This window comes from Bradyrhizobium sp. ORS 278, assembly GCF_000026145.1.
In the GTDB taxonomy this organism is placed as follows: domain Bacteria; phylum Pseudomonadota; class Alphaproteobacteria; order Rhizobiales; family Xanthobacteraceae; genus Bradyrhizobium.
Map to the genome: position 1 here is coordinate 1,993,567 of NC_009445.1, position 23,742 is coordinate 2,017,308.

The following is a 23,742-nucleotide window of genomic DNA, read 5'->3' on the forward strand; positions in this document are numbered from 1 at the left end:
ATCGAATGGCAGAGCGTGACAATGAACGCTCGATCTCGCAAACCGTCCGCGCACAGCTCACGCTGCGCGATATGATCCTCACCGGTGGCTTGCGCCCGGGTGAGCGGATCTCGGAGCTGCAGGCGGTGGAGGCCGCCGGCGTGTCGCGCACACCGGTGCGCATGGCGCTGGTGCGGCTGGAGGAGGAGGGGCTGCTCGAGGCCATTCCGTCGGGCGGCTTCATGGTGAAGTCTTTCTCGGAGCGAGACGTGCTCGACTCCATCGAGGTCCGCGGCACGATGGAAGGCCTGGCGGCGCGGCTCGCCGCCGAGCGCGGCGTTTCCGTGCGCGACACCGAGCCGATGCGCGAATGTCTCGCCCAGATCGACGAGCTGATCGCGCCGCAGGAGATCTCGTTCGATGCGTTCTCGGCCTATGTCGCGCTGAACGCGCGCTTTCACGCGCTGCTGGCCGAACTGTCGCGCAGCCCGCCGGTGATCCGTCAGGTCGACCGCGCCAGCGCGCTGCCCTTCGCCTCGCCGAGCGGATTCGTGATGGCGCAATCGGCGCTGCCGGAGGCGCGCCACATCCTGGTGGTGGCGCAGGAGCATCACCGCATCGTCATCGATGCGATCGAGAACCGCGAGGGCGCGCGCGCCGAAGGCATCATGCGCGAGCATGCCCGGCTCGCCGCGCGCAATTTGCGGCTGGCTGTCAAGGCGCGCGGCCCGATGGACCTCGTGCCGGCCGCCGCGCTGATCAAGGCGTCGATCTCGAACTGACGGAGAGGATCATGCGCTTCCAGGACCATTGGACGACCGCGACGCTGGTGGCGACGCGCGATCTCGCATCCGGGATTCGCGAGTTCATCCTGCGGCCCGACGGCTACGTCTGCGCGCCCTATCCGGTGGGCAGCCACATCAAGGTGAGCGTTCTGATCGGCGGGCAGCCGGATGTGCGCTCTTATTCGCTGGTCGGCGAGGCCGATCCGCGCGGCTACCGGATCGCCGTGCGCCATGCCGACGATTCCCGCGGCGGCTCGCGCTATCTGTGGTCGCTGCAGCCGGGCGCGCGGCTCGACGTGACCAGCCCGACCTCGCTGCTGCAGGTCGGCTGGCAATATGAGCATTATTGCCTGGTGGCCGGCGGCATCGGCATCACGCCGCTGGTCGGTGCTGCGCAGGCGTTGTTGCGCAAGACGCCGAACGTGTCGCTGCACTATGCGGTGAAGTCCCGGGCCGATGCGGCCTATGCCGATGAGCTCGCGACACTGCTCGGCGGCCGGCTCGCGGTCTACGCCGCCGACCAGTCGCAGCGGCTGGATCTCGCCGGCCTGTTTGCCGGGCTGCCGGCCGGCACGGCGGTGCTGTTCTGCGGGCCGATGCGCATGCTCGATGCGGCGCGCAGTGCCTGGGCGGCGAGCGGTCGCGCACCGGCCGATCTCAGCTACGAAACGTTCGGCTCGAGCGGGCGTTTGTCGACCGAGCCGTTCAAGGTCCGGCTGCGCGGCTCCGGCGAGGAGATCGTGGTCCCGCGCGACCGCTCGATGCTCGACGTGCTCAACGCCGCCGGCCATGAGGTCATGGCCGATTGCCGGCGCGGCGAGTGCGGCGTCTGTGCGATCGACGTGGTCGAGGTGGACGGCGAGATCGACCATCGCGACGTGTTCTTCAGCGCCGAGCAGAAGCATGAGAGCCGCAAGCTCTGCGCCTGCGTCTCGCGCGCCCATGGCGTGGTGACGATCGATACTTTGGAGCGCGCCGACGCGCTCTGAGTCGAGTTGCACGTGGCGCCGACTATTTGTCGGCGAGATTGACCGGCATCGCCGCTTGCGGCTTGGTGCCGGATTTGCGGCTGCCCTGTTCCGCGGCCACCGCCGCCCGCGCCGCCTTGAGGCGCGCATCGGCGTCCTTGTCGGCGAGCAGCGCGTCGGTGAGGTTGGCTTCCGCGATGTGAGCGGCCTCGACGGCCGCCTTCGCCGCGGCGATGGTGGCCGGGGTCGGATTGGCTTTCGCGAGCGCCTCCGCGGCGCTGCGGTCGGCCACCGCCTTCTCGTTCGCCGCCAGCGCGGCATCGAGATTGGCGTCGGCGATGGTCTCGGCAGCGTCGGCCGCGGCCAGCTCGGCGGCGGCCGGACTGATCGGCGGCTTGGGCCTGGCCGTTCGCTCTGGAGCCTGCGGCGGTCTGCTGACCGCCGGCGGTTGAAGCGGCTGCGTTGCCACGGGTGGCGCAGCTTGTTGGATGGGAGGAGGCTGCAACGACGGCAGCGTCGGCACGAGCTCGATGGGCACCACGCGCGCCAGCGAGCTGCGCGCGTCGCGCAGCAGACCGCCCATGACGTTCTCGATCGGATCGGCGCTCGCAGGGCCAGCGGATGCGCAGCCGAGCAGGGCGATCGCACCCGCGACACGCCTCGGCGTGAATCTTGGCATGATGCAGACGGCCATCAGAGCCTCCCCTCCGCCAAGATCGATCGAGCCGGACCTCGGCGTTCAGCGCCTGCCTTATTCCGCGAATGGGGTCCAAGGGTGGCGCCACCGTGGAGAACGCCGCCCGACATGCGTCAGCCCTGCCGCATTGCCTTTATGCGAACTCCTCGCGCACCCGCGCCGCCGCCGCGCACATCGCCTTCAATTTCCCGAAGGCGGTCGCCCGCGGCAGATATTTCATCCCGCAATCCGGCGCGACCACCAGCCGCTCCGGCGCCACGACTTTGAGGCCGTTGCGGATGCGCTCGGCGATGACAGCGACCGGCTCCACCTCGGGATCGCCGAGATCGAGCACGCCGAGCACGATGCTCTTGCCCGAGAGCTCCTTGAGCACGCCAAGATCGAGCCGCGGCTGCGCCGCCTCGATGGAGATCTGCGTCGCGCAGCAGTCGGCAAGCTCGGTGAGAAACGGATATCCGCGCGGTTTGCTGGAGCCTGGCACGATCGCGGCATAGCCGAAGCAGACGTGAACGATGGTGGGCACCGTGATGTTATCGAGCGCACGGTTGATGGCCTTGACGGCATAGCGCCGCGCTGCCTGCGGATTGCTGCGCACCCAGGACTCGTCGAGCTGAATGACGTCAGCGCCGGCCCGCTGCAGGTCGCCGGCTTCCGCGTTGACGACCTCCGCAAAGGCCATCGCGACCGCTTCATCATCGTGATAGAAATCATCCTGCGCCTGCTGGCTCAGGGTGAATGGGCCCGGCAGCGTGATCTTGGCCGCCCGGGTCGTGTTGCGACGCAGGAACTCCATATCCCGCAGCTCGACGGGATATCTGCGCCGGATCGGCCCGACGACGCGCGGCACCGGCGTCTTGTTGCCGGCGGGCGAGATGATGATCGCGGGATTGTCCGCATCGATGCCGTCGAGTGCAGTGGCGAAGCGGTTCGAGTAGCTCTCGCGCCGGATCTCGCCATCCGACACGATGTCGATGCCGGCCTGCTCCATGTCGTGGATCGCGACGATCGTGGCATCGTCCTGGGCTTCCTCGAGCAGCGGGCGCTGGATGCGCCACATGCCTTGCAGCCGAATGCGCGGAATGGATTTGGAGAGCATGGCGCGATCGACCAGCCAGTCCGGCTGCGGATAGCTTCCGACCACGGTGGTCGGCAGGAGATGTCCAGGCATGTTCACCACAAGGGTCCTCCCCGCAGTCCGGCCCGGTTGGGCAGCACGTCAGCGGACGAAACTATCGCGATAGTGGTGCAACCTAGCGTTTTATTTGTCTTCGGGGCGTCATGAAAATAAGTCGTATTTTCCGCATTTTGCGCCTTGGCGCGACGTCGCAGCGAGGGCCGGCCGCATGACCACGCAGCACATCCTGACGCTCAACGCCGGTTCCTCCTCGATCAAGTTCGCATTGTTCGAACACGACGCCGGCCCGCGTGAGACGATGCGCGGCCAGATCGAGGGGCTCGGTAGCGCCGCGCCGCATCTCCAGGCCAGGCTGAGGGGCGCGAGCTTGAGAGACGAGCCGCTCGATGCGAGGCGCGCGACCGATCATGAAACAGCGCTGGCCGTGGTGATCGATGTGCTGCAAAGCGCCGTCGGTCGGACGACGGTCGATGCGATCGGCCATCGCATCGTGCATGGCGGACTCGTCTTCACCCAGCCGATCGTCATCGCCGATGATGTCCCAGCCCGGCTCGAGACGCTCAATCCGTTGGCGCCGTTGCATCAGCCTCACAATCTCGCCGGGTTGCGCGCCGCGCACCGTGCCTTTCCCGACGCGCTTCAGGTCGCCTGCTTCGACACCGCCTTTCACCGCACCCATCCCTGGGTGAGCGACACTTACGCCCTGCCGCGGAGGCTTTATGATGAGGGCGTGCGTCGCTATGGCTTTCACGGCCTGTCCTATGAGTACGTGGTCTCGCGCCTCAAGGAGATCGCGCCGCGGGAGGAAAAGGGGCGTGTGGTCGTCATGCATCTCGGCAACGGCGCCTCGATGTGCGCGATCCGCGACGGACGGAGCATCGGCTCGTCGATGGGCTTTACCGCGCTCGATGGCCTGCCGATGGGGACGCGCTGCGGCCAGCTGGATCCCGGCGTCGTTCTCTATCTGCTGCAAGAGAAGGGAATGACGGCCGAGGCCGTCACTGATCTGCTTTACAATCATTCGGGCCTCAAGGGCCTTTCGGGATTGTCGCAGGACATGCGCGAGCTGGAGCAGGCCGGAACGGCGGAGGCGCGACAGGCAATCCATTATTTTGTCGACCGGATCAGACGTGAGATCGGCGCCATGGCGGCGGTGCTTTCCGGGCTCGATGCCGTCGTGTTCTGCGGCGGGATCGGCGAGCACGCCTGGCAAGTCCGGGAGAGCGTCTGTGAAGGATTTGATTGGCTTGGCATCGCGTTGGACAAAAGCCGGAATCGCGCCGGTGAAACCGTGATCTCGTCGGATGACTCCCGGGTTCGAATATTTGTCATCAGCACCGACGAGGAGATGATGATCGCCCAGCACGCTGCAGAGCTGCTCGACGAGCGAAGGTAAGGACCGGTGTGCCGGCCAGATCTTCCGATTTGCCGCTTGCATGTGCTGCCTTTTTGGTATCTCCAGGATGAAAGAACAAATGACCGGGCAGGAACACGATGGAAGGCAGCGTAGCATTGCGTGATCAGGAGCTGGAGTTCGATTACGTCGTGGTCGGCGCCGGCTCCGCTGGTTGCGTGCTCGCCAATCGGCTCAGCAGCGACGGCAGGCACACGGTGCTGCTGCTCGAAGCCGGCCCAAAGGACACCAACATCTGGATCCATGTCCCGCTCGGCTACGGCAAGCTCTTCAAGGAAAAGACCGTCAACTGGATGTACCAGACCGAGCCCGAACCGGGGCTCGACGGCCGCTCGGTGTTCCAGCCGCGCGGCAAGGTGCTCGGCGGCTCCAGCTCGATCAACGGCCTGCTGTATGTCCGCGGCCAGCACGAGGACTACGACCGCTGGCGCCAGCGCGGCAATGTCGGCTGGGGCTATGACGACGTGCTGCCCTATTTCAAGCGGGCTGAAAACCAGTCGCGCGGCGCCGACGACTATCACGGCACAGGCGGTCCGCTGCCGGTGTCGGACTGGCGGCACGAGGATCCTCTGTCGGAGGCCTTCGTCAAGGCGGCGGTCGAGACCGGCCTGCCTTTCAACGGCGACTTCAACGGTGCGAGCCAGGAGGGCGCAGGCTTCTTCCAGACCACGACCCGACGCGGGCGCCGCGCCAGCAGCGCGGTGTCCTATCTGCGACCGGCGCTCGGCCGCAGCAATCTCCATGTCGAGACCGATGCGCTGGCACAGCGCATCCTGTTCGAAGGACGCCGTGCCTGCGGTGTCACGTTCAGCCAGCGCGGCCGGCTCCGGACGGCGCGGGCCCGCAAGGAGGTCCTCGTCTCGAGCGGGGCCTACAATTCGCCGCAGCTGCTGCAGCTGTCCGGCGTCGGTCCTGCCGATCTGCTGAAGCAGCATGGCATCGACGTCGTGCTCGATGCGCCGGGCGTCGGCGCCGACCTGCAGGACCATCTCCAGGTTCGCATCGTGATGCGTTGCAGTCAGCGCATCACACTCAACGACATCGTCAATCATCCGGTCCGAAAGGTGATGGCAGGGGCACGCTACGCCGCGTTCCGCAAGGGGCCGCTGACGATCGCCGCCGGCACGGCGGGTGCCTTCTTCAAGACAGATCCGCGGCTCGCCAGCCCCGACATCCAGATCCACTTCATTCCGTTCTCCACCGACAAGATGGGTGAAAAGCTGCACACCTTCTCCGGCTTCACGGCATCGGTCTGCCAGCTCCGGCCCGAAAGCCGGGGATCGCTGCGGATCCGGAGCGCCGATCCCGCGGTACCGCCGGAAATCCGCATCAATTATCTCGCCAGCGAGACCGACCGCCGCGCCAACATCGACGGTCTTCGCATCCTGCGGAAAATCCTGGCGGCTCCGGCCCTGAAGCCGTATGTCTCGGATGAAGCCTATCCGGGGGGAAAGGTCGTGAGCGACGACGACATCCTGGCCTATTGCCGGCAGACCGGCAGCACGATCTATCATCCGACCTCGACCTGCCGGATGGGGACCGATGCGCTGGCCGTGGTCGATGAGCGCCTGCGCGTGCGTGGAATCGGCGGTCTGCGGGTCGTCGACGCCTCGATCATGCCGGACCTGGTTTCGGGCAACACCAATGCGCCGGTCATCATGATCGCGGAGAAGGCCTCCGACATGATCTTGCAGGACGCGCGCTGACGCAGGAATGACCTCGTGACACGTTTCCGGATCGGCACCCGCAAGAGCACGATGGCGCTGGCGCAGACGGAGGAGATCGCGCGCCGTCTGCAGGCCGCGATCCCGTCGCTCGACATCGAGATCGTCAAGTTCGAGACCACGGGCGATTCCGACCAGACCAGCAAGCTCCTCACCCATGGCGGCAAGGGAGGGGCGTTCGTCGCCGAGATCCGGCGCGCCATGCTGGACGGCAAGCTGCATGCGGCGATGCATTCGCTGAAGGACATGCCGGGCAATGAGGAGACGCCTGGCCTCGTCATTGCGGCGCTGCTGTCGCGCGATCCGCCGGGTGATGTGCTGGTGTTGCGCAAGGGGCTGGCGCTGGAGGACTTCCGCAAGGATGGCGGCCGCGGCTTCAAGATCGGCACCAATGCGGTGCGCCGCGCGGCCTATGCGCGGCGGCTGTTTCCGCACGCGGAGCTGATTCATTTCCGCGGCGCCGCCGACACCCGCATCCGCAAGCTCGACAATGGTGAGCTGCAGCGGATGCCGGATGGCGGTGCGGTCGGCCCGGCGGATGCGCTGATCATGGCGCGGTCCGGGCTGGAGCGGGTCGGCCTGTCCGACCGCGCGTCCCATGAATTCCCGGTCGCGGACATGCTGCCGGCGGTCGGGCAGGGCATCGTCGCGGTCGAGTGCCCCGCATCGGATTTCGAGACGCGGCGCATTCTCGCGACCGTCGACGACGCGGCGGCTCGGACCTGCGCGGATGCCGAGCGCGAGGTGCTGTGGGTGCTCAACGGCCACTGCAACTCGCCGATTGCGGGCTTCTCGACCATTGACGGCGCGCAGATGACCTTGACCGCCTCGGTGCTCGACGAGGACGGCGGCCGCTTCATCGAGGCCCAGCGGACCGGCCCCGCCGATCGTCCGCGCGAGCTCGGCCGGGCGGTCGGGCTCGAATTGCTCGCCAGCGGCGCGGCCGCGCTGATCGAGCGCAGCCGGCCGCGTTAGGTCATCATCCTTTGTAGGCCCGTACACGCGCCAGCATCTGCTCGACATGGGCGATCGGGGTTTCTGGCGTGATGCCGTGGCCGAGATTGAAGATGTGCCGGCCGCCCGCATAGCTCGCCAGCACGTCGTCGACCGCCTGGTCGAGCGCAGCACCGCCGGTGATCAGCGCCAGCGGATCGAGATTGCCCTGCACGGCGACCTTGCTCTGTACCCGCTCGCGCACCAGCCCGGGCTCCGCCGTCCAGTCGATGCTGACGGCATCGACGCCAGTCTCCGTCACATAGCCCGGCAGCAGCGCGCCGGCGCCGCGCGGAAAGCCGATGATCTTGGCATCGGGCCTGATCTTGCGCACGCCCTCGACGATGCGCCGCGTCGGTGCCACCGACCAGCGCGCGAATTCGCGCGGCGACAGCACGCCGGCCCAGGTATCGAAGATCTGCAGTGCGTCGGCACCGGCATCGAGCTGCTTCAACAGATAGGCGATGGAGCTGTCGACGAGTGCGTCGATGATCCTCTGGAACGCCTCGGGGGCGCGGTAGGCGAGCAGTCTCGCCGGAGCCTGGTCCGGCGTGCCCTGGCCAGCGACCATGTAGGTCGCGACCGTCCATGGCGCACCGCAAAAGCCGATCAGCGCGGTGCTCTGCGGCAGCTCGCTGCGGACGCGGCGTAGCGCCTCGAACACGGCCTCGAGCTTGGACAGATCCGCCTCGCCGGACAGCGTGGAGATCTTCTCGGGCGTATCCAGCGGATCCAGTCGCGGGCCTTCGCCGACTTCGAATCGGACGCTGCGGCCGAGGGCGTGCGGGATGACCAGAATGTCGGAGAAGATGATCGCCGCGTCGAAGCCGAACCGCCGGATCGGCTGCAAGGTGACTTCGGCCGCGAGCTCCGGATTGAAGCAAAGGTCGAGGAAGCCCCCGGCCTTGGCGCGCACCTCGCGATATTCCGGCAGATAGCGGCCGGCCTGCCGCATCATCCATATCGGAGGCACGCTCTGGCGCTGACCTGCCAGCACGTCGATGAAAGGCTTGTTCACGGCAGTCTCACTCACGCTGGGGCTCCGCAACCCTGTGGGAACAGTTTACCGTCCGTGATACATGGCCGGACGGTTCCGGCCAAGCTCCCATCCGACTGAGGGGGGAGCCGCATCGGCGCGCTGGGCGACGCCGGCCGCCGTTGGGAACACGCCTTTCGCCGCTGCGTTGTCGCCTGACAGGGAGATCGATCATGGTTGAGAAGTTCAATCCTGCGCCGCACGACAAGCATGCCGTCGATCCGCGTGAAGCGGCCCGTCTCGATCGCGAGACGACGACGCAACTCGACAAAGGACTCATGGACACGTTTCCGGCCTCGGACCCGGTCAGTCTGCAGCAGCCTTCGACCACGCGGATAAAGGCGAAGGGCGGTGGCCAGGGCTCGCATGAGCATGAGACCTCGTCGTTGTGGGACAAGGTCCGGTCGGTGTTCGCTCGCTGAACTAACAGGACCGAGCGACCTGCGATGCCGTATCCGTAAATATACGGCCCGTGCCGTAGTCTTACGGAGGACTCGCAGCGCCTTCGAACGGAACATGTTTCAGAGTTAGCTAACGCGTCCATGCGAGTCTGCCGCGGTCCGGAGAGTTCCGCGGAATGGACGTTGCTGCCACCAGAGTCGATCTGAGCCGCCTGCCGCTGTGGGCTGCGGCTGTTCTTGCGCTCGTGTGCGGAGCGATCCTGGCCTTCAGCGGCTGGAGCGAATGGACGTCGCGCAATGCCGAGGTGCACAACGCCGAGGTCGACCTCGGCAATCTCGCGAGATCGCTGACACAGCATGTGGAGGATACCGTCGAGCTGGCGGATTCCCTGATGCGCGGCGTTGTCACAGCGCTCGAGACGGACGACGGCAAGCCCGGAGCTATCACGCGTCTGCAGACGATCCTCAAGGCGAGGAAAGCGACGCTCGGACGCATCCGCGGCGTCTTTGCCTACGACGCCAATGGCGACTGGCTCGCCACGACCGAGGACGTTACGCTCACCAACTACAACAATGCCGACCGTGACTACTTCACCCATCACCGATCCTCGGCGGACCGCTCGCTGCTGGTCGGCCGCCCGGTGCAGAGCAAATCCGGCGGTCAATGGGTCATCACGCTCTCGCGACGCTGGAATCACGCCGACGGCAGTTTCGGCGGCGTCGTGCTCGCGACCATCGATGTCGCCTATTTCGCCGGGTTCTACCGGCAGTTCGACGTCGGACAGCAGGGCACGATCAGTCTGATCAGCCGCGATGGTCTCGTGCTCGCAGACAATTCCGAGCCGGACTCGCACGGTCTCGGCCAGCCGATGGTCGAAGCGATTCCATATCATCCGGCCTCCGGCACGCTGCGGTTCCGCCGCTTCGGCGAGAAGTCGGAGCGCATCGCCTTTTATCAGCACGCGCAGCGGTATCCTTTCCTCATTCTGGCCACGCGGACGGAGACCGAGGTGCTCGCCGAGTGGAAGCGCGATGCGGTCGTGCGGTTCACCGTCCTGGTGATCCTGCTCGGGCTCGTCGTCGCAATCGGCATTTTCCTGGTCAAGCAGCTGTCGAGGCGGCAGCAGCTTGCGGCCGCGCTCGCGGCCAAGGAGGAGAATTTCCGGTTGCTCGCCGAAGGCTCCAGCGACATCGTGACGCGCATCGAGCTCGACGAGTGCATCGGCTACGTCTCGCCGTCGACGTCGCGCGTGCTCGGCTGGCACCCCTCGCAGTTGCTTGGCAAGCGCGCAATCTCCGGCGTGCATCCGCTCGACCGGCCGCAATTGCAGGAGATCCTCGATCAGCTCCGGAAGGGCATGGCCGACGAAGCGCGCGCAACCTATCGGATGCGCCGCCGCGACAAATCGGAGATCTGGGTCGAGGCCACCATCCGCGCCACCCGCCGACCCGACGGCGAGCTCGATGGTTTCGTTGCCGTCACGCGCGACGTGACGCAGCAGAAGAACCTGCAGGGCCGGCTCGAGACGCTGGCGATCGAGGACGGACTCACCGGGCTCGCCAACCGCCGCCGCTTCGACGAGCGGCTGCTGGAGGAGTGGGGCAGGGCCTACCGCGAAAAGACATCGCTCGCGTTGTTGATGATCGATATCGATCACTTCAAGGCCTTCAACGACGCTTATGGCCATCCGGCCGGCGACGAATGCCTGCACACCGTTGCCGGAATCCTCGCCGACGAAGCCCAGCGTAGTTCGGACCTCGTGGCCCGCTATGGCGGCGAGGAGTTCGCGATCCTGCTGCCGAACACCGATGCCGCCGGTTGCGCGCGGCTCGGCGAGCGGATCCGGCGGGCGCTGCATGCCGCCGCGCTCGTCCATGCGCACAATCCGCCGGGCATCGTGACGGCCAGCCTCGGCGGCGCCGTCTGCCGTCCAGGCCTGGAACGTTCGGCGGGTCCGGCCTCGCTGATCGAGGCGGCCGACCGCGCGCTCTATGTCGCCAAGGACGGTGGGCGCGACCGCATGGTCATGGCGGGCGAGGTCGTGGAGCTGCCGTCCAGCAAGGCGCCGGCCACCGTGCCAGCTTGAGATCGTCGCGCGCTCAGTAGTGCGGTGGCGGCTCATTCCGCGGCCCCTCGGTATTGCTCTGGGCCTCCTCGAGCCGCTCGACGAGCAGCGCGATCTGCCGCTTCAGCGCGTCGATCTCACGCCATTGCGCGGTGATGGTCTGGTTGAGCGTCTCGATCGTGTCGTCCTGGAAGGTCAGGCGCATCTCGAGCCGGTCGATTCGCTCGATAAGTTCCTGGTCCGACAGCTCAGAGTTGCTCATCGCCCGTGCCCTCCGCCTTGCCCTGGCTGACTGGGGCGGCATGCTGGCGCAGCCCGTGGCCGAGCGCCACCCGCTCGTCGAACACGAAGCAGCCGCCGCGCCAGCGGCTCTCGGCCTCCGGAATCTCCTCGAGATATCTCAGGATGCCGCCCTTGAGGTGGTAGACCTTGGGAAAGCCGCGCGCCAGCAGCAGCGCGCTTGCCTTCTCGCAGCGGATGCCGCCGGTGCAGAACATCGCGATCCGCTTGTGCCTCGCAGGATCGAGCGCGCGAGCAGCGAACTCCTTGAACTCGCCGAAGCTGTGCAATCCCGGATCGACGGCGCCTTCGAACGTCCCCATCGCGACCTCGAACGCGTTGCGTGTATCGAGCAGGAGCGTGTCCGGCGCGGCGATCAGCGCGTTCCAATCCGCGGGACTGACATAGGTCCCGACCTGCCGGGTCGGATCGGCCAGGGGATCGCCCAGTGTCACGATCTCCCGCTTCAGCCGGATCTTGAGGCGCTGGAACGGCATGGACGCGGCGCTGGAAAACTTCAGCTCCAGATTGTCCAGGCGGCCGGCGAACAGCGCACCGTGGCGAAGCTCCTCCACCAAGGACGCGATCGCCTCGCTGGTCCCGGCGACCGTGCCGTTGATGCCTTCTTCCGCGAGCAGGATGCTCCCCTTGATACCGCGTGTTGCGCAGACCGCCTGCAGCGGGGCGCGCAGGTCGCGAAAATCCGGCAATGCTACAAACTGATAGAGGGCGGCGACCGTCAGGGACATGCGGCCGTTTAGCAGCAGACCTGACCATAGAAAAGCTGGTATCCGCGGGCATTGCCGAGGCCGGAAGGAATGTGCCATGTAGCCGGCCAGCACGGGCCGTCCGGCCCCAACGAGAGCACCCAGCGAGCCACGATGAGAAGCTTCCATTTCCCCGGCAGGTCCACGGTCCACGCCCAGAACGGAATGATTGCCACCTCGCATCCGCAGGCGGCGCTGGCCGGAATCGAGGTGCTGCGCGCCGGCGGCACCGCGGCCGACGCGGCGGTGGCCGCCTGCGCGCTGCTCGGCGTGATCGAGCCGCAGTCGACCGGCATCGGCGGCGACTGCTTCGCGCTGGTGCAGCCGAAGGGCGAGGGCCGGATCCTGGCCTATAACGGCTCCGGCCGGGCGCCGGCCGCGGCGACCGTCGACTGGTACCTCGAGCGCAAGATCCATTCGGTGCCGCTGACCTCGGCGCATGCCGTCTCCGTGCCCGGCGCGATCGATGCCTGGGCGCGCATCCTGCACGACCATGGCCGCCTCGGCCTCGACCGGCTGCTGCAGCCGGCGATCCGCGCCGCCGAGGATGGCTATGTGGTGGCGCCGCGCGTCGCCTTCGACTGGAACAACCAGTTCGAGAAGCTCAAGAACGGCACCAATACCGCGCGCTACTTCCTGCCGCACGGCAAGGCCGCCGTCGCGGGCGACGTGATCCGTCAGCCGGAGCTGGCGCAGACCTTGCGCGTCATCGCCAAGGAAGGTCCGAAGGGCTTTTATACCGGCGCGGTCGCCGAGGACATGGTGCAGACGCTGCGCAGCATCGGCGGTCTGCATACTTTGGAGGACTTCGCCAACCATCAGACCGAGGTGACCTCGCCGATCGGCACCACCTACAAGGACTACGACGTCTGGCAGTGCCCTCCGAACGGCCCGGGCATCACCATGCTGGTCATGCTGAACATCCTCTCGCGCTTCGATCTGACCCGCATCGCGCCGCTCAGCATCGAGCGCTTTCATCTCGAAGCGGAGGCCGCGCGCATCGCCTACATGATGCGCGAGCAGCACATCGGCGATCCCCAGCACATGACCACCGAGGTCGCGAGCATCCTCGCCAAGGAGTTCGCCGACGAGTACATTTCGCAGATCAGCCTCGACAAGCTGCTGGACCTGCCGAACGTCGCGCCGCCGATGAACCCGGAGACGGTGTACATCACGGTGGTGGACCGCGACCGCAACGTCTGCTCCTTCATCAACTCGATCGCGCATTCGTTCGGCTCGGCGATCGTCTCCAACGAGACCGGCGTGCTGCTGCAGAACCGCGCCGGCGGCTTCCGCATCCAGCCCGGCCATCCGAACTGCATCGGTCCGGGCAAGCGCCCGCTGCACACCATCATCCCGGCGCTGGCCACCAAGGCTGGCCGCGCACAGATGTCGTTCGGCGTCATGGGCGGCCAGTATCAGCCGGTCGGACAGACCCATGTGCTGACCAACATCCTCGACTATGGCTGCGACGTGCAGGAAGCGATCGATATGGCGCGCGGTCTGCACTATGAAGGCGTCTATCAGCTCGAGGACGGTGTGCCGGCCGAGGTCGTCGAAGGCCTGCAGAAGATCGGCCACAAGACCACCAAGGTGGTCTCGCCGCTTGGCGGCGGCCAGGCGATCTGGATCGACTGGGACAAGGGCACGCTCACCGGCGGCTCCGACCCGCGCAAGGACGGCTGCGCGCTGGGGTATTGAGGCGGGCGCGTATGTCGTCACGCGCCGACCCGTACGGTGGGCAAAGGCGCGCCACGATCTATCGGGTGTGGCATGTTCTCTCCCGCGCCGTGCCCACCGTCCGCACTCCGCGCTCGCTGAAAGACGGTGGGCACGCAGCCGCCCTGCGGTCGTCCGCTTTGCCCTCCCTACGGCAGCCCCACTTTCCGCTGTCGTCCCGGCCTCGAGCCGGGACCCATACCCCCAGGGAGTGGTTCGAGGCAGGCTGGTCATTGGCTTTTTCTCGCCTCACCTCTGCTGCGGCTTATGGGTCCCGGATCGGCGCCGTGCCGCGCTGCGCGCGTCGCGGCTTGTCGGGACGAGGGCGGTGGGTGGGGCGAATTCACGATTCAAACAGCCAAGGTGAGTGACCGCGGACATGCCTTTCCGGCCTCGCGGCGCCTTGCGCCCGAGCTATTCGGTCCGTCCGTCCCTCGCGATCAGGCAGAGGGCGCAGGGAATGCCGGGTGACGGCCTCACCCATGGCCCGCCTGCGAACAAGAATGCAGGCGGCAGGTACCACAGGTGCAGCCGAACCACGCCGGCATTCCCTGCGCGATGGTCTTCACGCTTATACGCAGTCTCCCTGGTGCGCCGGCTTGTTGGCCACCTCCGCGCGAAGCGAAGCCTCGTCGCGTTTGCGACAATGCGCTGACGCGCATTGCGCGGATGACACCAGCTTCGGGGTGTCGGGACGCTGCGACTTCACGTCCGCGAGCGATCGTTCATCGGCACCCCCATGAAGAGGACGCTGCGATCTCTCGCGGCCACCGCATCCCCGCCTCGCGTGTCGTGACGATCGCGCGCAACGCCCCTCGCAGTGAGGCGGGATGCCGCGGAGATAATCATGATTTCCGATAAATAGCAAGGAAATTATTTTTAACGGAAGGCATAAGGCGGTCCGCTGCCGCAGCCCCGCAGGCTGGTCAGCCGCGTCTGCATGCGCTAAACCGCGTCTCCCCCCGTGAACGAGCAGAGGCGGTCTGAAGCATGCGGCGTCCGATGAACAGAAGACAAGCGATCCTGGTGGCGGCGAGCGCCGCGGCCGGCGCCGTGCTGGGCTCTCATGCAACTTCGGCACAGACCAGTTCAGCCAAACCGACAGGAAAGACCATGACCACTCCCTCCGGACTGCAGATCATCGACACCAAGGAAGGTACCGGCGCGACGCCTGCCCGCGGTCAGACCTGCGTGATGCACTACACGGGCTGGCTCTATGAGAACGGCCAGAAGGGCAAGAAATTCGACTCCTCCGTCGATCGCAACGAGCCGTTCGAATTCCCGATCGGCATGAAGCGCGTGATCGCCGGCTGGGACGAGGGCGTCGCCACGATGAAGGTCGGCGGCAAGCGCACCCTCATCATCCCGCCGGAGCTCGGCTACGGCGCCCGCGGCGCCGGCGGCGTGATCCCGCCGAATGCGACCTTGCTGTTCGATGTGGAATTGCTGGGGGTGAAGTAAGGGGCTCCAGTCGCCGCTGTTGCTGTTGAATCAGCAGATAGCGCGGTGCCAATGAATGCGCCCTCTCCCACCCTGGCGAAGCTCCGCTTCGCCTTGGGGGAGAGGGCGCTGCATCTGGCAGTTGATCGTTCGATCTTGCGCCGCTCCGTAGGGTGGGCAAAGCAGACGCCCGCAAGGGCGGATGCGTGCCCACCGTGGATCCGCGCGAGCGGTTGGAATGGTGGGCACGGCGCGTCACAGATGAGCGGGATCGAGAGACCATTGTTCGCGCCTTTGCCCACCCTACAGCTCACAACGCTCACCCCAAAACCCGCAACAAACTCTCAGCTAACATGCGAGCAAAGCCGGCTCCGCGAGGAGCCGGCTTCGTGATCTCGGGGTTGCCCGATCAGCTGCGTTGCCGCAGCGAGGCACTTATCGCTCAGAGGTTCTTGTTCGCAGCGCCGGCGGCAGTGTTGACTGCGTCCTTGGTCGCCTGCTTGGCATCGCCGAGCGCCTGCTGGCCCTTGCCCTTCACTTCCTGAACGGCGCCTTCGCCTTGCAGACGGTCGTTGCCAGTGGCCTCGCCGATGCCCTGCTTGGCCTTGCCGATTGCTTCGTTGGTCGCGCCTTTGATCTTGTCCATGGTCGAACCCATAGTTGCTCTCCGTTGTCTGTGTGAACTGCGCGGGATCAACGCGGGCGATGCGGAAAGGTTCTGATGGAACCGCAATGGCGCTGACGCGGCATTTCGACTAGGATGCGCCGGTTCCTGCTGACCATCACGCATTCGAGAAGAAGAAAATGTCAGGCTCTCACGACCACGCGCACGGCCACTCTCATGATCACGGCGACCAGCGCTGGAAACACGACGGTGTCCGCGTCGTTCCCGGCAATCAGCTCGACGGCAACGTACCGTCGACGCCGGGCATGGATCGCAAGGCGGCGATCAACTTCGCGCGCGTCGGCGCGCAGAAGCTGTGGGCCGGCACGGTCACGATCAAGCCTGACGCAAAGACCGGCGCGCATCATCATGGCCATCTCGAAAGCGTGATCTACGTGGTGAAGGGGAAGGCGCGGATGCGCTGGGGCGAGCAGTTGCAGTTCACCGCCGAAGCCGGCCCCGGCGACTTCATCTTCGTGCCGCCTTATGTGCCCCATCAGGAGATCAACGCCAGCCCCGACGAGGTGCTGGAATGCGTGCTGGTGCGCAGCGACGGCGAGGCGGTCGCGATCAACATCGATATCGAGCCGGTCGAAAAGCCGGAGACGGTGCTGTGGGTCGATCCGGTGCACCGGGATCCGGCCGAGACGAAATCTTAAAGTCTCGAGGCCCAGTGGCGGGACCATCTCGCGATGGTCCCGCCGGGCAGGAGCGGCTGTACCGCTCCCTCACGCGCGGAGCAGGGGCGACTGTCGCGCGCGTGTCGGGGTCTTGATATCTCCGACGATCAGTTGGGACCTTTCAGAACGTCCATGGCGGTCAGGTTGCCATCCGCGGTTGACGATTGTTGAGGATGCGCTGCTGCGAAGCAGTCGTCCCAGTCGTACGGAAGCCGTACCGATCCGTGCCGAGGCGTCTGTGCATCCAGATCGAACAGTCTCTTGAGGGGCAGCTGGCGGCGGCGAGAGGACATTTGGCCTTTTCGAATAAGTAATGTTATAACATAACGTAATCTGAAAGATTTGGAGGTGTCAAGGGCATGCGAACCTTGGCAACGCGGACAGGGACGACCGTTACGGGGCCGGGCCGCCCTCTCTCGCCCGTTCTAGCGGCCGCCACGAACGGGGAGAGGGACGTGGCGTCGCCGCCGCGACGGCCAGATGTCGTTGAATGGTCGCAGCCGCCGTGTCTCGACGGCTGCTACTTCGAGAGATACGCAGTCCCCGCTGGTCCGTTCGACACCGACATCGACAGCGCGCCGGGCGCGATGGTCCAGTTGGTGGCGTTCAGGATCAGCGTGTTGAACACCATCGTCACGCTGTTGCTGCTGACGTTGGACACCGAGTTGATGGTGACGTTGCGGCTCGGCAGATACATGAGCCCTGTAAAAGACGAGCCGCTGGTGCCGTTGATCGGCAAATTGGTGGTCGACAGCCCGGTCGGCTCGTACATCAGGATGTTCGCATAGGTGCCGGTGGTCGGCGCCGCCAGCGTGGCGTTGACGTTGCCGTTGAAGGTGAGCGTGGCGTTCTGGTCGACGAGATAGAAGGTGACGCCGTTGCCTGTCACCGTCCAGCCCGAGTTGAAGGTCATCGTCCCCTTGATGATGTAGAGTCCCGGATTGAGCGTCAGCGTTCCCGAACCGTTGAAATTGGTCGAGCCGCAATAGACGCCGGGGCTGAGCGTGACCGAGCCGGGATCGTAGACCTTGTTGTTGGTGGTGCACGATCCGACCGTCACCGTCGGCAACGAGCCGGCGAATGGATCGGAGATCGCGGCGCAACTGGTTTCGGCCGGCGGGGTGACGCCGCCGTTCTTGATGATCGTCGATCCCTTGATGCAGATGCGCTTGACGTTCAAGGTCGCGTTGAAGAGCGCCGCCGGATTTTGTGTCGACAGCACATGCACCTCGCAGGTCGGCGCGTTGAGTTGCGCGCCTGAGTTGACCAGCAGCGATTGCGAGTTCAGCGTGCTGACGAGCAGGATGCACACCGGCGACTTGCTCTGCGCGCCGGGTTTCGCGGTCGCGGAGGCCGAGATCCCCAGCGACGAGGTACCCATCACTGTCAGGAACGAGGTGTTCACCGTCGCGCTCGCCGAGCCGGTGAGCGAGCCGTCGCTGTTCGCGGTGAAGCTCGCGGAGGCGGCGGTGCCGAAGCGACCGCCGAAATCGCCCCTGAAAATGGCGTTCGCCGTCGAGACCTGCTGGCCGCTCGGCTGAACGACGCCGGCCAGCACCGCGGAGTCGACCGCCTTCTGCAGCTGTGTCCTGGTGTCGCTCGACTTGGAGAAGTCGACTGCCGTGCCGATCGCGATCACGATCGGAATGATGGCGATGGCGAAGATCATGCTGATCTGGCCGTCCTGCGCCCGCCAGAAGCGGCGCGATCGGCTGCGAAGACGTTCGGAGGAAATCGATGCGGTCATGTCAGGCGCTTCCTGCTGCGGGCGGACCAGGGCTCCGCGCCGGCAAAGCAGGGCCCCTCGCAGCAGGAGATGAGCCGCAAATATTACCGCAAACTGAATTCGGTTCCGGAAAGGGAACTCTCACGCGGGTGGCGGGAACTCAGGGTTATCAGTCTGTTTTGACGAAGGCCGAGAAAGCCCTCATGACACCGCCCGCAGTTGGTGATCGTGCAAATTACTTGTGTGAGATGGTGGAGCTTGCGCTACTTATTAGTTGTAATCAGGCAGCTTTCTCTCGTTCGTCGATGCGCGGCTCACGCGAGGACGTGCGCCAGATCCGATCCGACAGCAGCACGAGGCTGCAGACCAGCGCGTAAGCGACCAGCGACAGCGCCACCATCGTCGCCAGCGATGTCATGCCGCCACCGAGCACGACGATCACGATCATGCCGCCGCCAGCGGCGACCAGGATGCGCAGAAACGAGCCGATGAACGGCCATAGCACGTGGCCGGCGCCCTGGCCGGCAAAGGCCAGCACGAAGCCGAAGCCGAGCGCGGCATAGGCGGGCGCCACGATGCGCAGATAGATCGCGCCCTCGCGCAGCACGTCCGGGTCATGGCTGAACAGCGTAAGCCAGAGCGGCGGATGCAGCGCCACGACGAGGCCGATGCCGCCGACCAGCGTGGCGCCGCTGACCGCGCTGACCCAGGCGATGCGGCGGGCGCGGGCGCCCTGGCCACCGCCGACATTGATCCCGACCATGGTCAGGGTGGCCGTGCACAGGCCGAACAGCAGCGGGATCATGATGTAATCGAGCCGCGATGCGATGCCGTAGGCGGCGAGCTCCGAGGTGCCGAAACGACCGGCCAGCGCGGTCACCAGGATCACGGTGAGGTTGACAAGGACGGCGTTGAGCGCGGTCGGCAGGCCGACCTTGAGGATGTCTGCGAACAGCCTCATCTGCAGCGGCGCGAGTCGGACATGCAGGGTGGAGCGGCCGGAGGCCATATAGCGGACCAGCACCAGCATGGCGCCGCAATAGTACAGCCCGAAGGCAATGCCGGCGCCGGCGATGCCGAGGCCCGGCAGCGGCCCGAGGCCGAAGATCAGAAGCGGCGAGGCGGGGATCATGATGACGGCGCCGACCAGCGTGACCAGCGCAGGCACCCGCACATTGCCGGCGCCGCGCAGCGCCGCCGCCTGCAGATTGACGATCCACACCGGAACGGCGCCGGCGAACAGATAGTTGGAATAGCGCACGCCCGCCTCCAGCGCCCCGGCGCGGCCGCCGAGCGCATGATAGAGCGCCGGGCCGAACAGCGCGGTGGCCAGCGTGAACAGGGCGCCGGCGATGACGGCGAGCACGATGGCATGGAAGGCGACGGCATCGGCGTCGGCGTTGCGGCCCGCGCCGATCGCGCGTGCGACCGCCGAGGAGACGCCGCTGCCGATGCCGCCGTTCGACATCATCGTCATCAGCATGAAGATCGGGAACACCAGCGCGGCACCGGCGAGCGCATCGGTGCCGAGCAGCCCGACATAATAGGCCTCGGCGACGTTGACCGCGGTCTGCGCCACCAGCACCGACATGGTCGGCAGCGCCAGCCGGACCAGGGTGGGCAGGATCGGGCCGGACAGCAGGGCCGCGCGCGTCGCCGCGGCCTTGGCACGGGACGGGTCGGCCGGCGGCGGAGCCGGCGCGGGCGGCGGACTCGCAGCACGCCTGGCGCGGGTGGCCTCGGTCGATACGTCCATCGTGCCTCCGCGCAGCCCTCGCGAGCTCGTCGATTTGAATGACGATCATCATTCAATAGAGCTGCCGGAGGGCGGCGGTCAAGGCGGGGGGAGCGCAGACCGATCATGATTTCTTGAGCGGGCAGGCCCGTCTAGTAATGGATGCGCAGGCCGACGCCGCCGTGGATGGTGTTGCCGACCGGCTGCGGGCCGAGCGTGCCGTTCACGAAGAGGTCGGCGATCCAGCCCTTCTGGAGCCGGAAGCCGAGCCGGCCGCCATATTCGAACCAGCCCTGGTTGCCTATTGTCGGCGTTAGACGGTCCACAAGGTTGTTGTAAAATGGACACAAGTTTGCCCCGATGCGCGTTCGGTGGTTAGTTGCCGCCACAGCCAGATCAGTTCAATGCGTAGGCCCATGAAGGTATCCGCTGCTCGCCGCGACGATGACGACGATGCCGGCGATGCCGCGCCGGAGGCCGGCCTGTCGGCCCGCCGCCCGCTGCTGAGCGTCCTGTTGATCTTCTTTGTCGCCCATGTCGTGCTGATGGTCGGGCTCGCCGCGCCGCCCAAATTCGTCTTCGACGAGGTGCACTACGTGCCGGCGGCCCGCCAGATGCTGGGTCTTGCGCCGGCGAGCCCACAGCTCAACCCGATGCATCCGCCGCTGGCCAAGGAGCTGATCGCGCTGTCCATCAGGACGTTCGGCGACAATTCATTCGCCTGGCGTTATCCGAGCACCGTGCTCGGCGGACTTGCGATCGCTGCGATCTATCTGTGCGGCCTCGCCCTGTTTGCGGCACAGGGACCGGCGATCGCCGCCGCGCTGCTCGCCTTGGTCAACCAGATGCTGTTCGTGCAGGCGCGCATCGCGATGCTCGACATCGGCGCGCTCGCCTTCAGCCTGCTTGCGATCGCGGCGTTCCTGTTCGCGTATCGGCAGCGCCGGCCGCAGCTCCTGCTTGCGCTCGCCGGCGCGCTGTTCGGCCTGGCGGTCGCATGCAAATGGAGCGGATTGTTTCCATGGCTGACTGCGCTTCTCATCGTCGGCCTGATCAAGCTGCTGCAGCACTGGCAGACCTCTTTCGGGGATGCCGAGCCGACGGACTGGTATCAGCCGGAGCAATGGCCGGCGCTCCGTTGGCCACATATCCTGCTTTGTCTCGGTCTGCTCCCGGCGCTGGTCTATCTCGCGACGTTCATTCCGCTGCACGGGCTCTCCGTCACAGGGATCGCCGAGGCGCAGCGCCGCATCTTCGCCGACAGCATCACCACGGCGATCGCCGGCCACACTTATATGAGCTCGTGGCCGACCTGGCCGTTGCTTGTCCGCCCGGTGTGGTTCCTGTTCGACAAGGCGAGCGACGGCGACATCGCGGCGATCGTGCTGCTCGGCAATCCGCTGGTGCTGTGGCCGGCCGTGATCGCGCTCGCGGTCTGTGCGTGGGATTTGCTCGCCAGACGCCGCGCGACGGCGTTCCTGATCCTCGCGTTCTATCTCGGCTGCTATCTGCCCTGGGCGCTGCTGCCGCGCGCGCTGAGCTTTCTCTACTACTATCTGCCGTCGGCGACGCTCGCGAGCCTGGCGCTGGTCCACGCGCTGCTGCGGCTTCCACGCTGGGCGCTGTGGGCCTATGTCGCCGTCGCTGCGCTGGGCTTCGTGGTGATGCTTCCGGTGAGCGCCGCCTTCATCGGCACCACCATGAGCACGTTCAGCCGGCTGATGCTGTTCCAGAGCTGGATCTGAGTTCCAGCCACCCGTGAGTTCCCTGAGGTTCCATTTGTCTGTTGCTTGACGAGAGGATCGCTCGCCGCCAGTTTCGCCTCGCTTCGAAACGAAGTTGGGGGAGCACGACTCGATGTTGGGATGGTTTGAGCGGCTGCTCGATTCGTCGACCTTGTCTCCGCACGGCATCTGTCTGTTGTGGGAACCCGAGCTGATCTGGCTCCATGTCGCCTCCGACGCCGTGATCGCGGCAGCCTATTTCTCCATCCCTGTGGTGCTCACGCTGTTCGTCTCCAAGCGGCGGGAAGTTGACTTCGGGTTCCTGTTCTGGGCCTTTGCGATCTTCATCATGGCCTGCGGCGTCACCCATGTGCTGTCGATCGTCACGTTGTGGGTTCCGATCTATGGCATCGAAGGCCTGGTCAAGGCGGCGACCGCGCTGGCGTCGATCCTGACCGCGGGCATTCTCTGGCCGCTGCTGCCGAAGATCCTGGCGATCCCGTCACCCGCACAATTGCGGGCGGCGGAGGCCGCGCTCGTTGTCGAGAGCCGGCAACGCCGCGAGGCCGAGGACATGCTGCGCCACGCTCAGAAGATGGAAGCCGTCGGTCAGCTGACCGGCGGCGTGGCGCATGACTTCAACAATCTGCTGACCATCATCAGCGGCAATCTCGAGATCGCCGAGCGCAGCCTGCGCGCGCAGGGCGAGGCCGCGCGCGACCGCCTGACGCGGGCGATCGCGCAGGCCGCCAGCGGCGCGCAGCGCGCGGCGACGCTGACCCAGCGTCTGCTCGCCTTCGCGCGCCGCCAGCCGCTCGATCCGCGGCTGACCAATGTCAACAAGCTGCTCTCGGGCATGTCCGACTTCTTCCGCAGAACCTTGGGAGAGACGATCAGCGTCGAGGTGGTCGAGGCTGCGGGGCTCTGGCAAGTCGAGGTCGATCCGAGCCAGATGGAGGCCGCGATTCTCAATCTCGTCGTCAACGCCAAGGACGCCATGCAGGGGCAGGGCAAGCTGACGATCGAGACATCGAACAGCTTCATCGACGAGGGCTATGCGCGGCAGCACGCCGACGTCCGGGTCGGCCAATACGTCCTGATCGCGATCACCGACACCGGTGTCGGCATGTCGCGCGACGTCGTTGAGAAGGCGTTCGATCCGTTCTTCACCACGAAGGAGCCGGGGCAGGGAACGGGCCTGGGACTGAGCCAGGTCTATGGCTTCGTCAAGCAGTCCGGCGGCCATGTGAACATCTACAGCGAAGTCGGAGAGGGCACGACCGTGAAGATTTATCTGCCGCGCGCGCATCAGGCCACAGCCGATGCGCCGGAGAGCCGGAGCGCCGTGGTCGGCAGCCGCGGCAGCGAGACCGTGCTCATCGTCGAGGACGAGCCGGAGGTGCGCAGCTATATCGCCGAGACGCTGTCCGAACTGGGCTATGCCGTGCGTGAGGCGCCCGACGGGCCGGCGGCGCTGGCGCTGCTCTCGCGCGAATCACTCGATGTCGATCTCCTGCTCACCGACATCGTCATGCCCGGCATGAACGGTCGCCAGCTCGCCGATGATCTGCGCAACAGCCGTCCGAAGCTCAAGGTGCTGTTCATGACCGGCTATTCGCGCAACGCTATCGTCCATCAGGGACGGCTGGATCCCGGCGTTGCGCTGCTGCAGAAGCCGCTCAGCCGAACGATGCTGAGCAGCAAGATCCGCGAGGTGCTGGACGCGCCGTAGAGCACGCTCCGGAAAAGGAGACGCCGGTTTTCCGGACGCATCATGCGCACGAAAACAGTCGGATCATGATGCGCTGCC

General features: G+C 66.1%; 21 protein-coding genes. 12 read left to right on the top strand and 9 right to left on the bottom strand.

Features of this window, described 5'->3' with window-relative positions:
- Positions 1-5: 5 nt before the first annotated feature.
- Together BRADO_RS08800 and BRADO_RS08805 are read left to right on the top strand one after the other, a co-directional pair.
- Positions 6-761, top strand: coding sequence for a GntR family transcriptional regulator (locus BRADO_RS08800; RefSeq protein ID WP_041756261.1), 756 nt, complete (start codon positions 6-8; stop codon positions 759-761).
- 11 nt (positions 762-772) lie between these two features.
- Entirely contained in the window at positions 773-1,753 is a 981-nt protein-coding gene (locus tag BRADO_RS08805; protein ID WP_011924968.1) for a PDR/VanB family oxidoreductase, read from the top strand.
- A 22-nt stretch (positions 1,754-1,775) separates the two neighbouring features.
- Here the strand turns inward: BRADO_RS08805 and BRADO_RS08810 are convergent, their stop codons facing one another.
- A complete protein-coding gene (locus BRADO_RS08810; protein WP_244422994.1) occupies positions 1,776-2,315 on the bottom strand; it encodes a hypothetical protein in 540 nt (179 codons plus the stop codon).
- A 247-nt stretch (positions 2,316-2,562) separates the two neighbouring features.
- A complete protein-coding gene (locus tag BRADO_RS08815) occupies positions 2,563-3,597 on the bottom strand; it encodes a uroporphyrinogen decarboxylase family protein (protein ID WP_011924970.1) in 1,035 nt (344 codons plus the stop codon).
- Between the two features lie 175 nt (positions 3,598-3,772).
- Here BRADO_RS08815 and BRADO_RS08820 point away from each other — a divergent pair, with 175 nt between their 5' ends.
- The 3 genes from BRADO_RS08820 (at position 3,773) to hemC (ending at position 7,677) form a co-directional block, all read left to right on the top strand.
- On the top strand, positions 3,773-4,960 hold the full coding sequence (locus tag BRADO_RS08820) for an acetate/propionate family kinase (RefSeq protein ID WP_011924971.1): 1,188 nt from the start codon (positions 3,773-3,775) through the stop codon (positions 4,958-4,960).
- Between the two features lie 98 nt (positions 4,961-5,058).
- Positions 5,059-6,684: a GMC family oxidoreductase gene (locus tag BRADO_RS08825; RefSeq protein ID WP_011924972.1), complete on the top strand. Its 1,626-nt coding sequence runs from the start codon at positions 5,059-5,061 to the stop codon at positions 6,682-6,684.
- Between the two features lie 15 nt (positions 6,685-6,699).
- Entirely contained in the window at positions 6,700-7,677 is a 978-nt protein-coding gene (hemC, locus tag BRADO_RS08830; protein WP_011924973.1) for a hydroxymethylbilane synthase, read from the top strand.
- A gap of 4 nt (positions 7,678-7,681) precedes the next feature.
- Here hemC and hemE read toward each other — a convergent pair whose 3' ends face one another.
- Positions 7,682-8,713, bottom strand: coding sequence for a uroporphyrinogen decarboxylase (hemE, locus tag BRADO_RS08835; protein ID WP_011924974.1), 1,032 nt, complete (start codon positions 8,711-8,713; stop codon positions 7,682-7,684).
- A 191-nt stretch (positions 8,714-8,904) separates the two neighbouring features.
- Between hemE and BRADO_RS08840 the strand changes: the two genes are divergently transcribed.
- Both BRADO_RS08840 and BRADO_RS08845 read left to right on the top strand, forming a co-directional pair.
- Positions 8,905-9,153 (top strand): hypothetical protein, encoded by a 249-nt coding sequence (locus BRADO_RS08840; protein WP_011924975.1) that lies wholly within the window; start codon positions 8,905-8,907, stop codon positions 9,151-9,153.
- Positions 9,154-9,308: 155 nt separating this feature from the next.
- Complete coding sequence (locus tag BRADO_RS08845; RefSeq protein ID WP_011924976.1) at positions 9,309-11,219, top strand: diguanylate cyclase; 1,911 nt, start codon at positions 9,309-9,311, stop codon at positions 11,217-11,219.
- A 13-nt stretch (positions 11,220-11,232) separates the two neighbouring features.
- Here BRADO_RS08845 and BRADO_RS08850 read toward each other — a convergent pair whose 3' ends face one another.
- Complete coding sequence (locus BRADO_RS08850; protein ID WP_011924977.1) at positions 11,233-11,460, bottom strand: SlyX family protein; 228 nt, start codon at positions 11,458-11,460, stop codon at positions 11,233-11,235.
- On the bottom strand, positions 11,447-12,226 hold the full coding sequence (locus BRADO_RS08855; RefSeq protein ID WP_011924978.1) for a rhodanese-related sulfurtransferase: 780 nt from the start codon (positions 12,224-12,226) through the stop codon (positions 11,447-11,449). The genes BRADO_RS08850 and BRADO_RS08855 overlap by 14 nt, the downstream gene beginning before the upstream one ends.
- 132 nt (positions 12,227-12,358) lie before the next feature.
- On the opposite strand from BRADO_RS08855, the gene ggt reads away from it, so the two are divergent.
- Entirely contained in the window at positions 12,359-13,945 is a 1,587-nt protein-coding gene (gene ggt / locus BRADO_RS08860; protein ID WP_041756262.1) for a gamma-glutamyltransferase, read from the top strand.
- A 1,020-nt stretch (positions 13,946-14,965) separates the two neighbouring features.
- A complete protein-coding gene (locus tag BRADO_RS08865) occupies positions 14,966-15,424 on the top strand; it encodes an FKBP-type peptidyl-prolyl cis-trans isomerase (protein WP_244422995.1) in 459 nt (152 codons plus the stop codon).
- 421 nt (positions 15,425-15,845) lie between these two features.
- Here the strand turns inward: BRADO_RS08865 and BRADO_RS08870 are convergent, their stop codons facing one another.
- Positions 15,846-16,061: a CsbD family protein gene (locus tag BRADO_RS08870; protein WP_170323310.1), complete on the bottom strand. Its 216-nt coding sequence runs from the start codon at positions 16,059-16,061 to the stop codon at positions 15,846-15,848.
- A gap of 146 nt (positions 16,062-16,207) precedes the next feature.
- Here BRADO_RS08870 and BRADO_RS08875 point away from each other — a divergent pair, with 146 nt between their 5' ends.
- Positions 16,208-16,726 carry a cupin domain-containing protein gene (locus BRADO_RS08875; RefSeq protein WP_011924982.1) on the top strand — a complete coding sequence of 173 codons (519 nt, stop codon included), beginning with the start codon at positions 16,208-16,210 and terminating at the stop codon, positions 16,724-16,726.
- A 541-nt stretch (positions 16,727-17,267) separates the two neighbouring features.
- Here BRADO_RS08875 and BRADO_RS08880 read toward each other — a convergent pair.
- The 3 genes from BRADO_RS08880 to BRADO_RS34695 form a co-directional block, all read right to left on the bottom strand.
- Complete coding sequence (locus BRADO_RS08880) at positions 17,268-18,494, bottom strand: pilus assembly protein TadG-related protein (RefSeq protein WP_011924983.1); 1,227 nt, start codon at positions 18,492-18,494, stop codon at positions 17,268-17,270.
- Positions 18,495-18,753: 259 nt separating this feature from the next.
- The gene (locus BRADO_RS08885; protein WP_011924984.1) at positions 18,754-20,229 is read right to left on the bottom strand and encodes an MATE family efflux transporter; all 1,476 of its coding nucleotides are present in this window, start codon (positions 20,227-20,229) and stop codon (positions 18,754-18,756) included.
- 131 nt (positions 20,230-20,360) lie between these two features.
- Positions 20,361-20,534: a hypothetical protein gene (locus BRADO_RS34695; protein WP_011924985.1), complete on the bottom strand. Its 174-nt coding sequence runs from the start codon at positions 20,532-20,534 to the stop codon at positions 20,361-20,363.
- A 90-nt stretch (positions 20,535-20,624) separates the two neighbouring features.
- On the opposite strand from BRADO_RS34695, the gene BRADO_RS08890 reads away from it, so the two are divergent.
- Positions 20,625-21,953 carry a phospholipid carrier-dependent glycosyltransferase gene (locus BRADO_RS08890; RefSeq protein ID WP_083794842.1) on the top strand — a complete coding sequence of 443 codons (1,329 nt, stop codon included), beginning with the start codon at positions 20,625-20,627 and terminating at the stop codon, positions 21,951-21,953.
- Between the two features lie 112 nt (positions 21,954-22,065).
- A complete protein-coding gene (locus BRADO_RS08895; protein WP_011924987.1) occupies positions 22,066-23,664 on the top strand; it encodes a response regulator in 1,599 nt (532 codons plus the stop codon).
- Positions 23,665-23,742: the final 78 nt, after the last annotated feature.

Bases quoted from the DNA above. Each gene is read 5' to 3' on its own strand.
- BRADO_RS08895 (WP_011924987.1), top strand. From the start codon at position 22,066: ATGTTGGGATGGTTTGAGCGGCTGCTCGATTCGTCGACCTTGTCTCCG.
- BRADO_RS08815 (WP_011924970.1), bottom strand. From the start codon at position 3,597: ATGCCTGGACATCTCCTGCCGACCACCGTGGTCGGAAGCTATCCGCAG.
- BRADO_RS08855 (WP_011924978.1), bottom strand. From the start codon at position 12,226: ATGTCCCTGACGGTCGCCGCCCTCTATCAGTTTGTAGCATTGCCGGAT.
- BRADO_RS08870 (WP_170323310.1), bottom strand. From the start codon at position 16,061: ATGGGTTCGACCATGGACAAGATCAAAGGCGCGACCAACGAAGCAATC.
- BRADO_RS08880 (WP_011924983.1), bottom strand. From the start codon at position 18,494: ATGACCGCATCGATTTCCTCCGAACGTCTTCGCAGCCGATCGCGCCGC.
- BRADO_RS08805 (WP_011924968.1), top strand. From the start codon at position 773: ATGCGCTTCCAGGACCATTGGACGACCGCGACGCTGGTGGCGACGCGC.
- ggt (WP_041756262.1), top strand. From the start codon at position 12,359: ATGAGAAGCTTCCATTTCCCCGGCAGGTCCACGGTCCACGCCCAGAAC.
- BRADO_RS08810 (WP_244422994.1), bottom strand. From the start codon at position 2,315: ATGGGCGGTCTGCTGCGCGACGCGCGCAGCTCGCTGGCGCGCGTGGTG.
- BRADO_RS08865 (WP_244422995.1), top strand. From the start codon at position 14,966: ATGAACAGAAGACAAGCGATCCTGGTGGCGGCGAGCGCCGCGGCCGGC.
- BRADO_RS08875 (WP_011924982.1), top strand. From the start codon at position 16,208: ATGTCAGGCTCTCACGACCACGCGCACGGCCACTCTCATGATCACGGC.
- BRADO_RS08850 (WP_011924977.1), bottom strand. From the start codon at position 11,460: ATGAGCAACTCTGAGCTGTCGGACCAGGAACTTATCGAGCGAATCGAC.
- BRADO_RS08845 (WP_011924976.1), top strand. From the start codon at position 9,309: ATGGACGTTGCTGCCACCAGAGTCGATCTGAGCCGCCTGCCGCTGTGG.
- BRADO_RS08890 (WP_083794842.1), top strand. From the start codon at position 20,625: ATGAAGGTATCCGCTGCTCGCCGCGACGATGACGACGATGCCGGCGAT.
- BRADO_RS08800 (WP_041756261.1), top strand. From the start codon at position 6: ATGGCAGAGCGTGACAATGAACGCTCGATCTCGCAAACCGTCCGCGCA.
- BRADO_RS08885 (WP_011924984.1), bottom strand. From the start codon at position 20,229: ATGGACGTATCGACCGAGGCCACCCGCGCCAGGCGTGCTGCGAGTCCG.
- BRADO_RS08825 (WP_011924972.1), top strand. From the start codon at position 5,059: ATGGAAGGCAGCGTAGCATTGCGTGATCAGGAGCTGGAGTTCGATTAC.
- BRADO_RS08840 (WP_011924975.1), top strand. From the start codon at position 8,905: ATGGTTGAGAAGTTCAATCCTGCGCCGCACGACAAGCATGCCGTCGAT.
- BRADO_RS08820 (WP_011924971.1), top strand. From the start codon at position 3,773: ATGACCACGCAGCACATCCTGACGCTCAACGCCGGTTCCTCCTCGATC.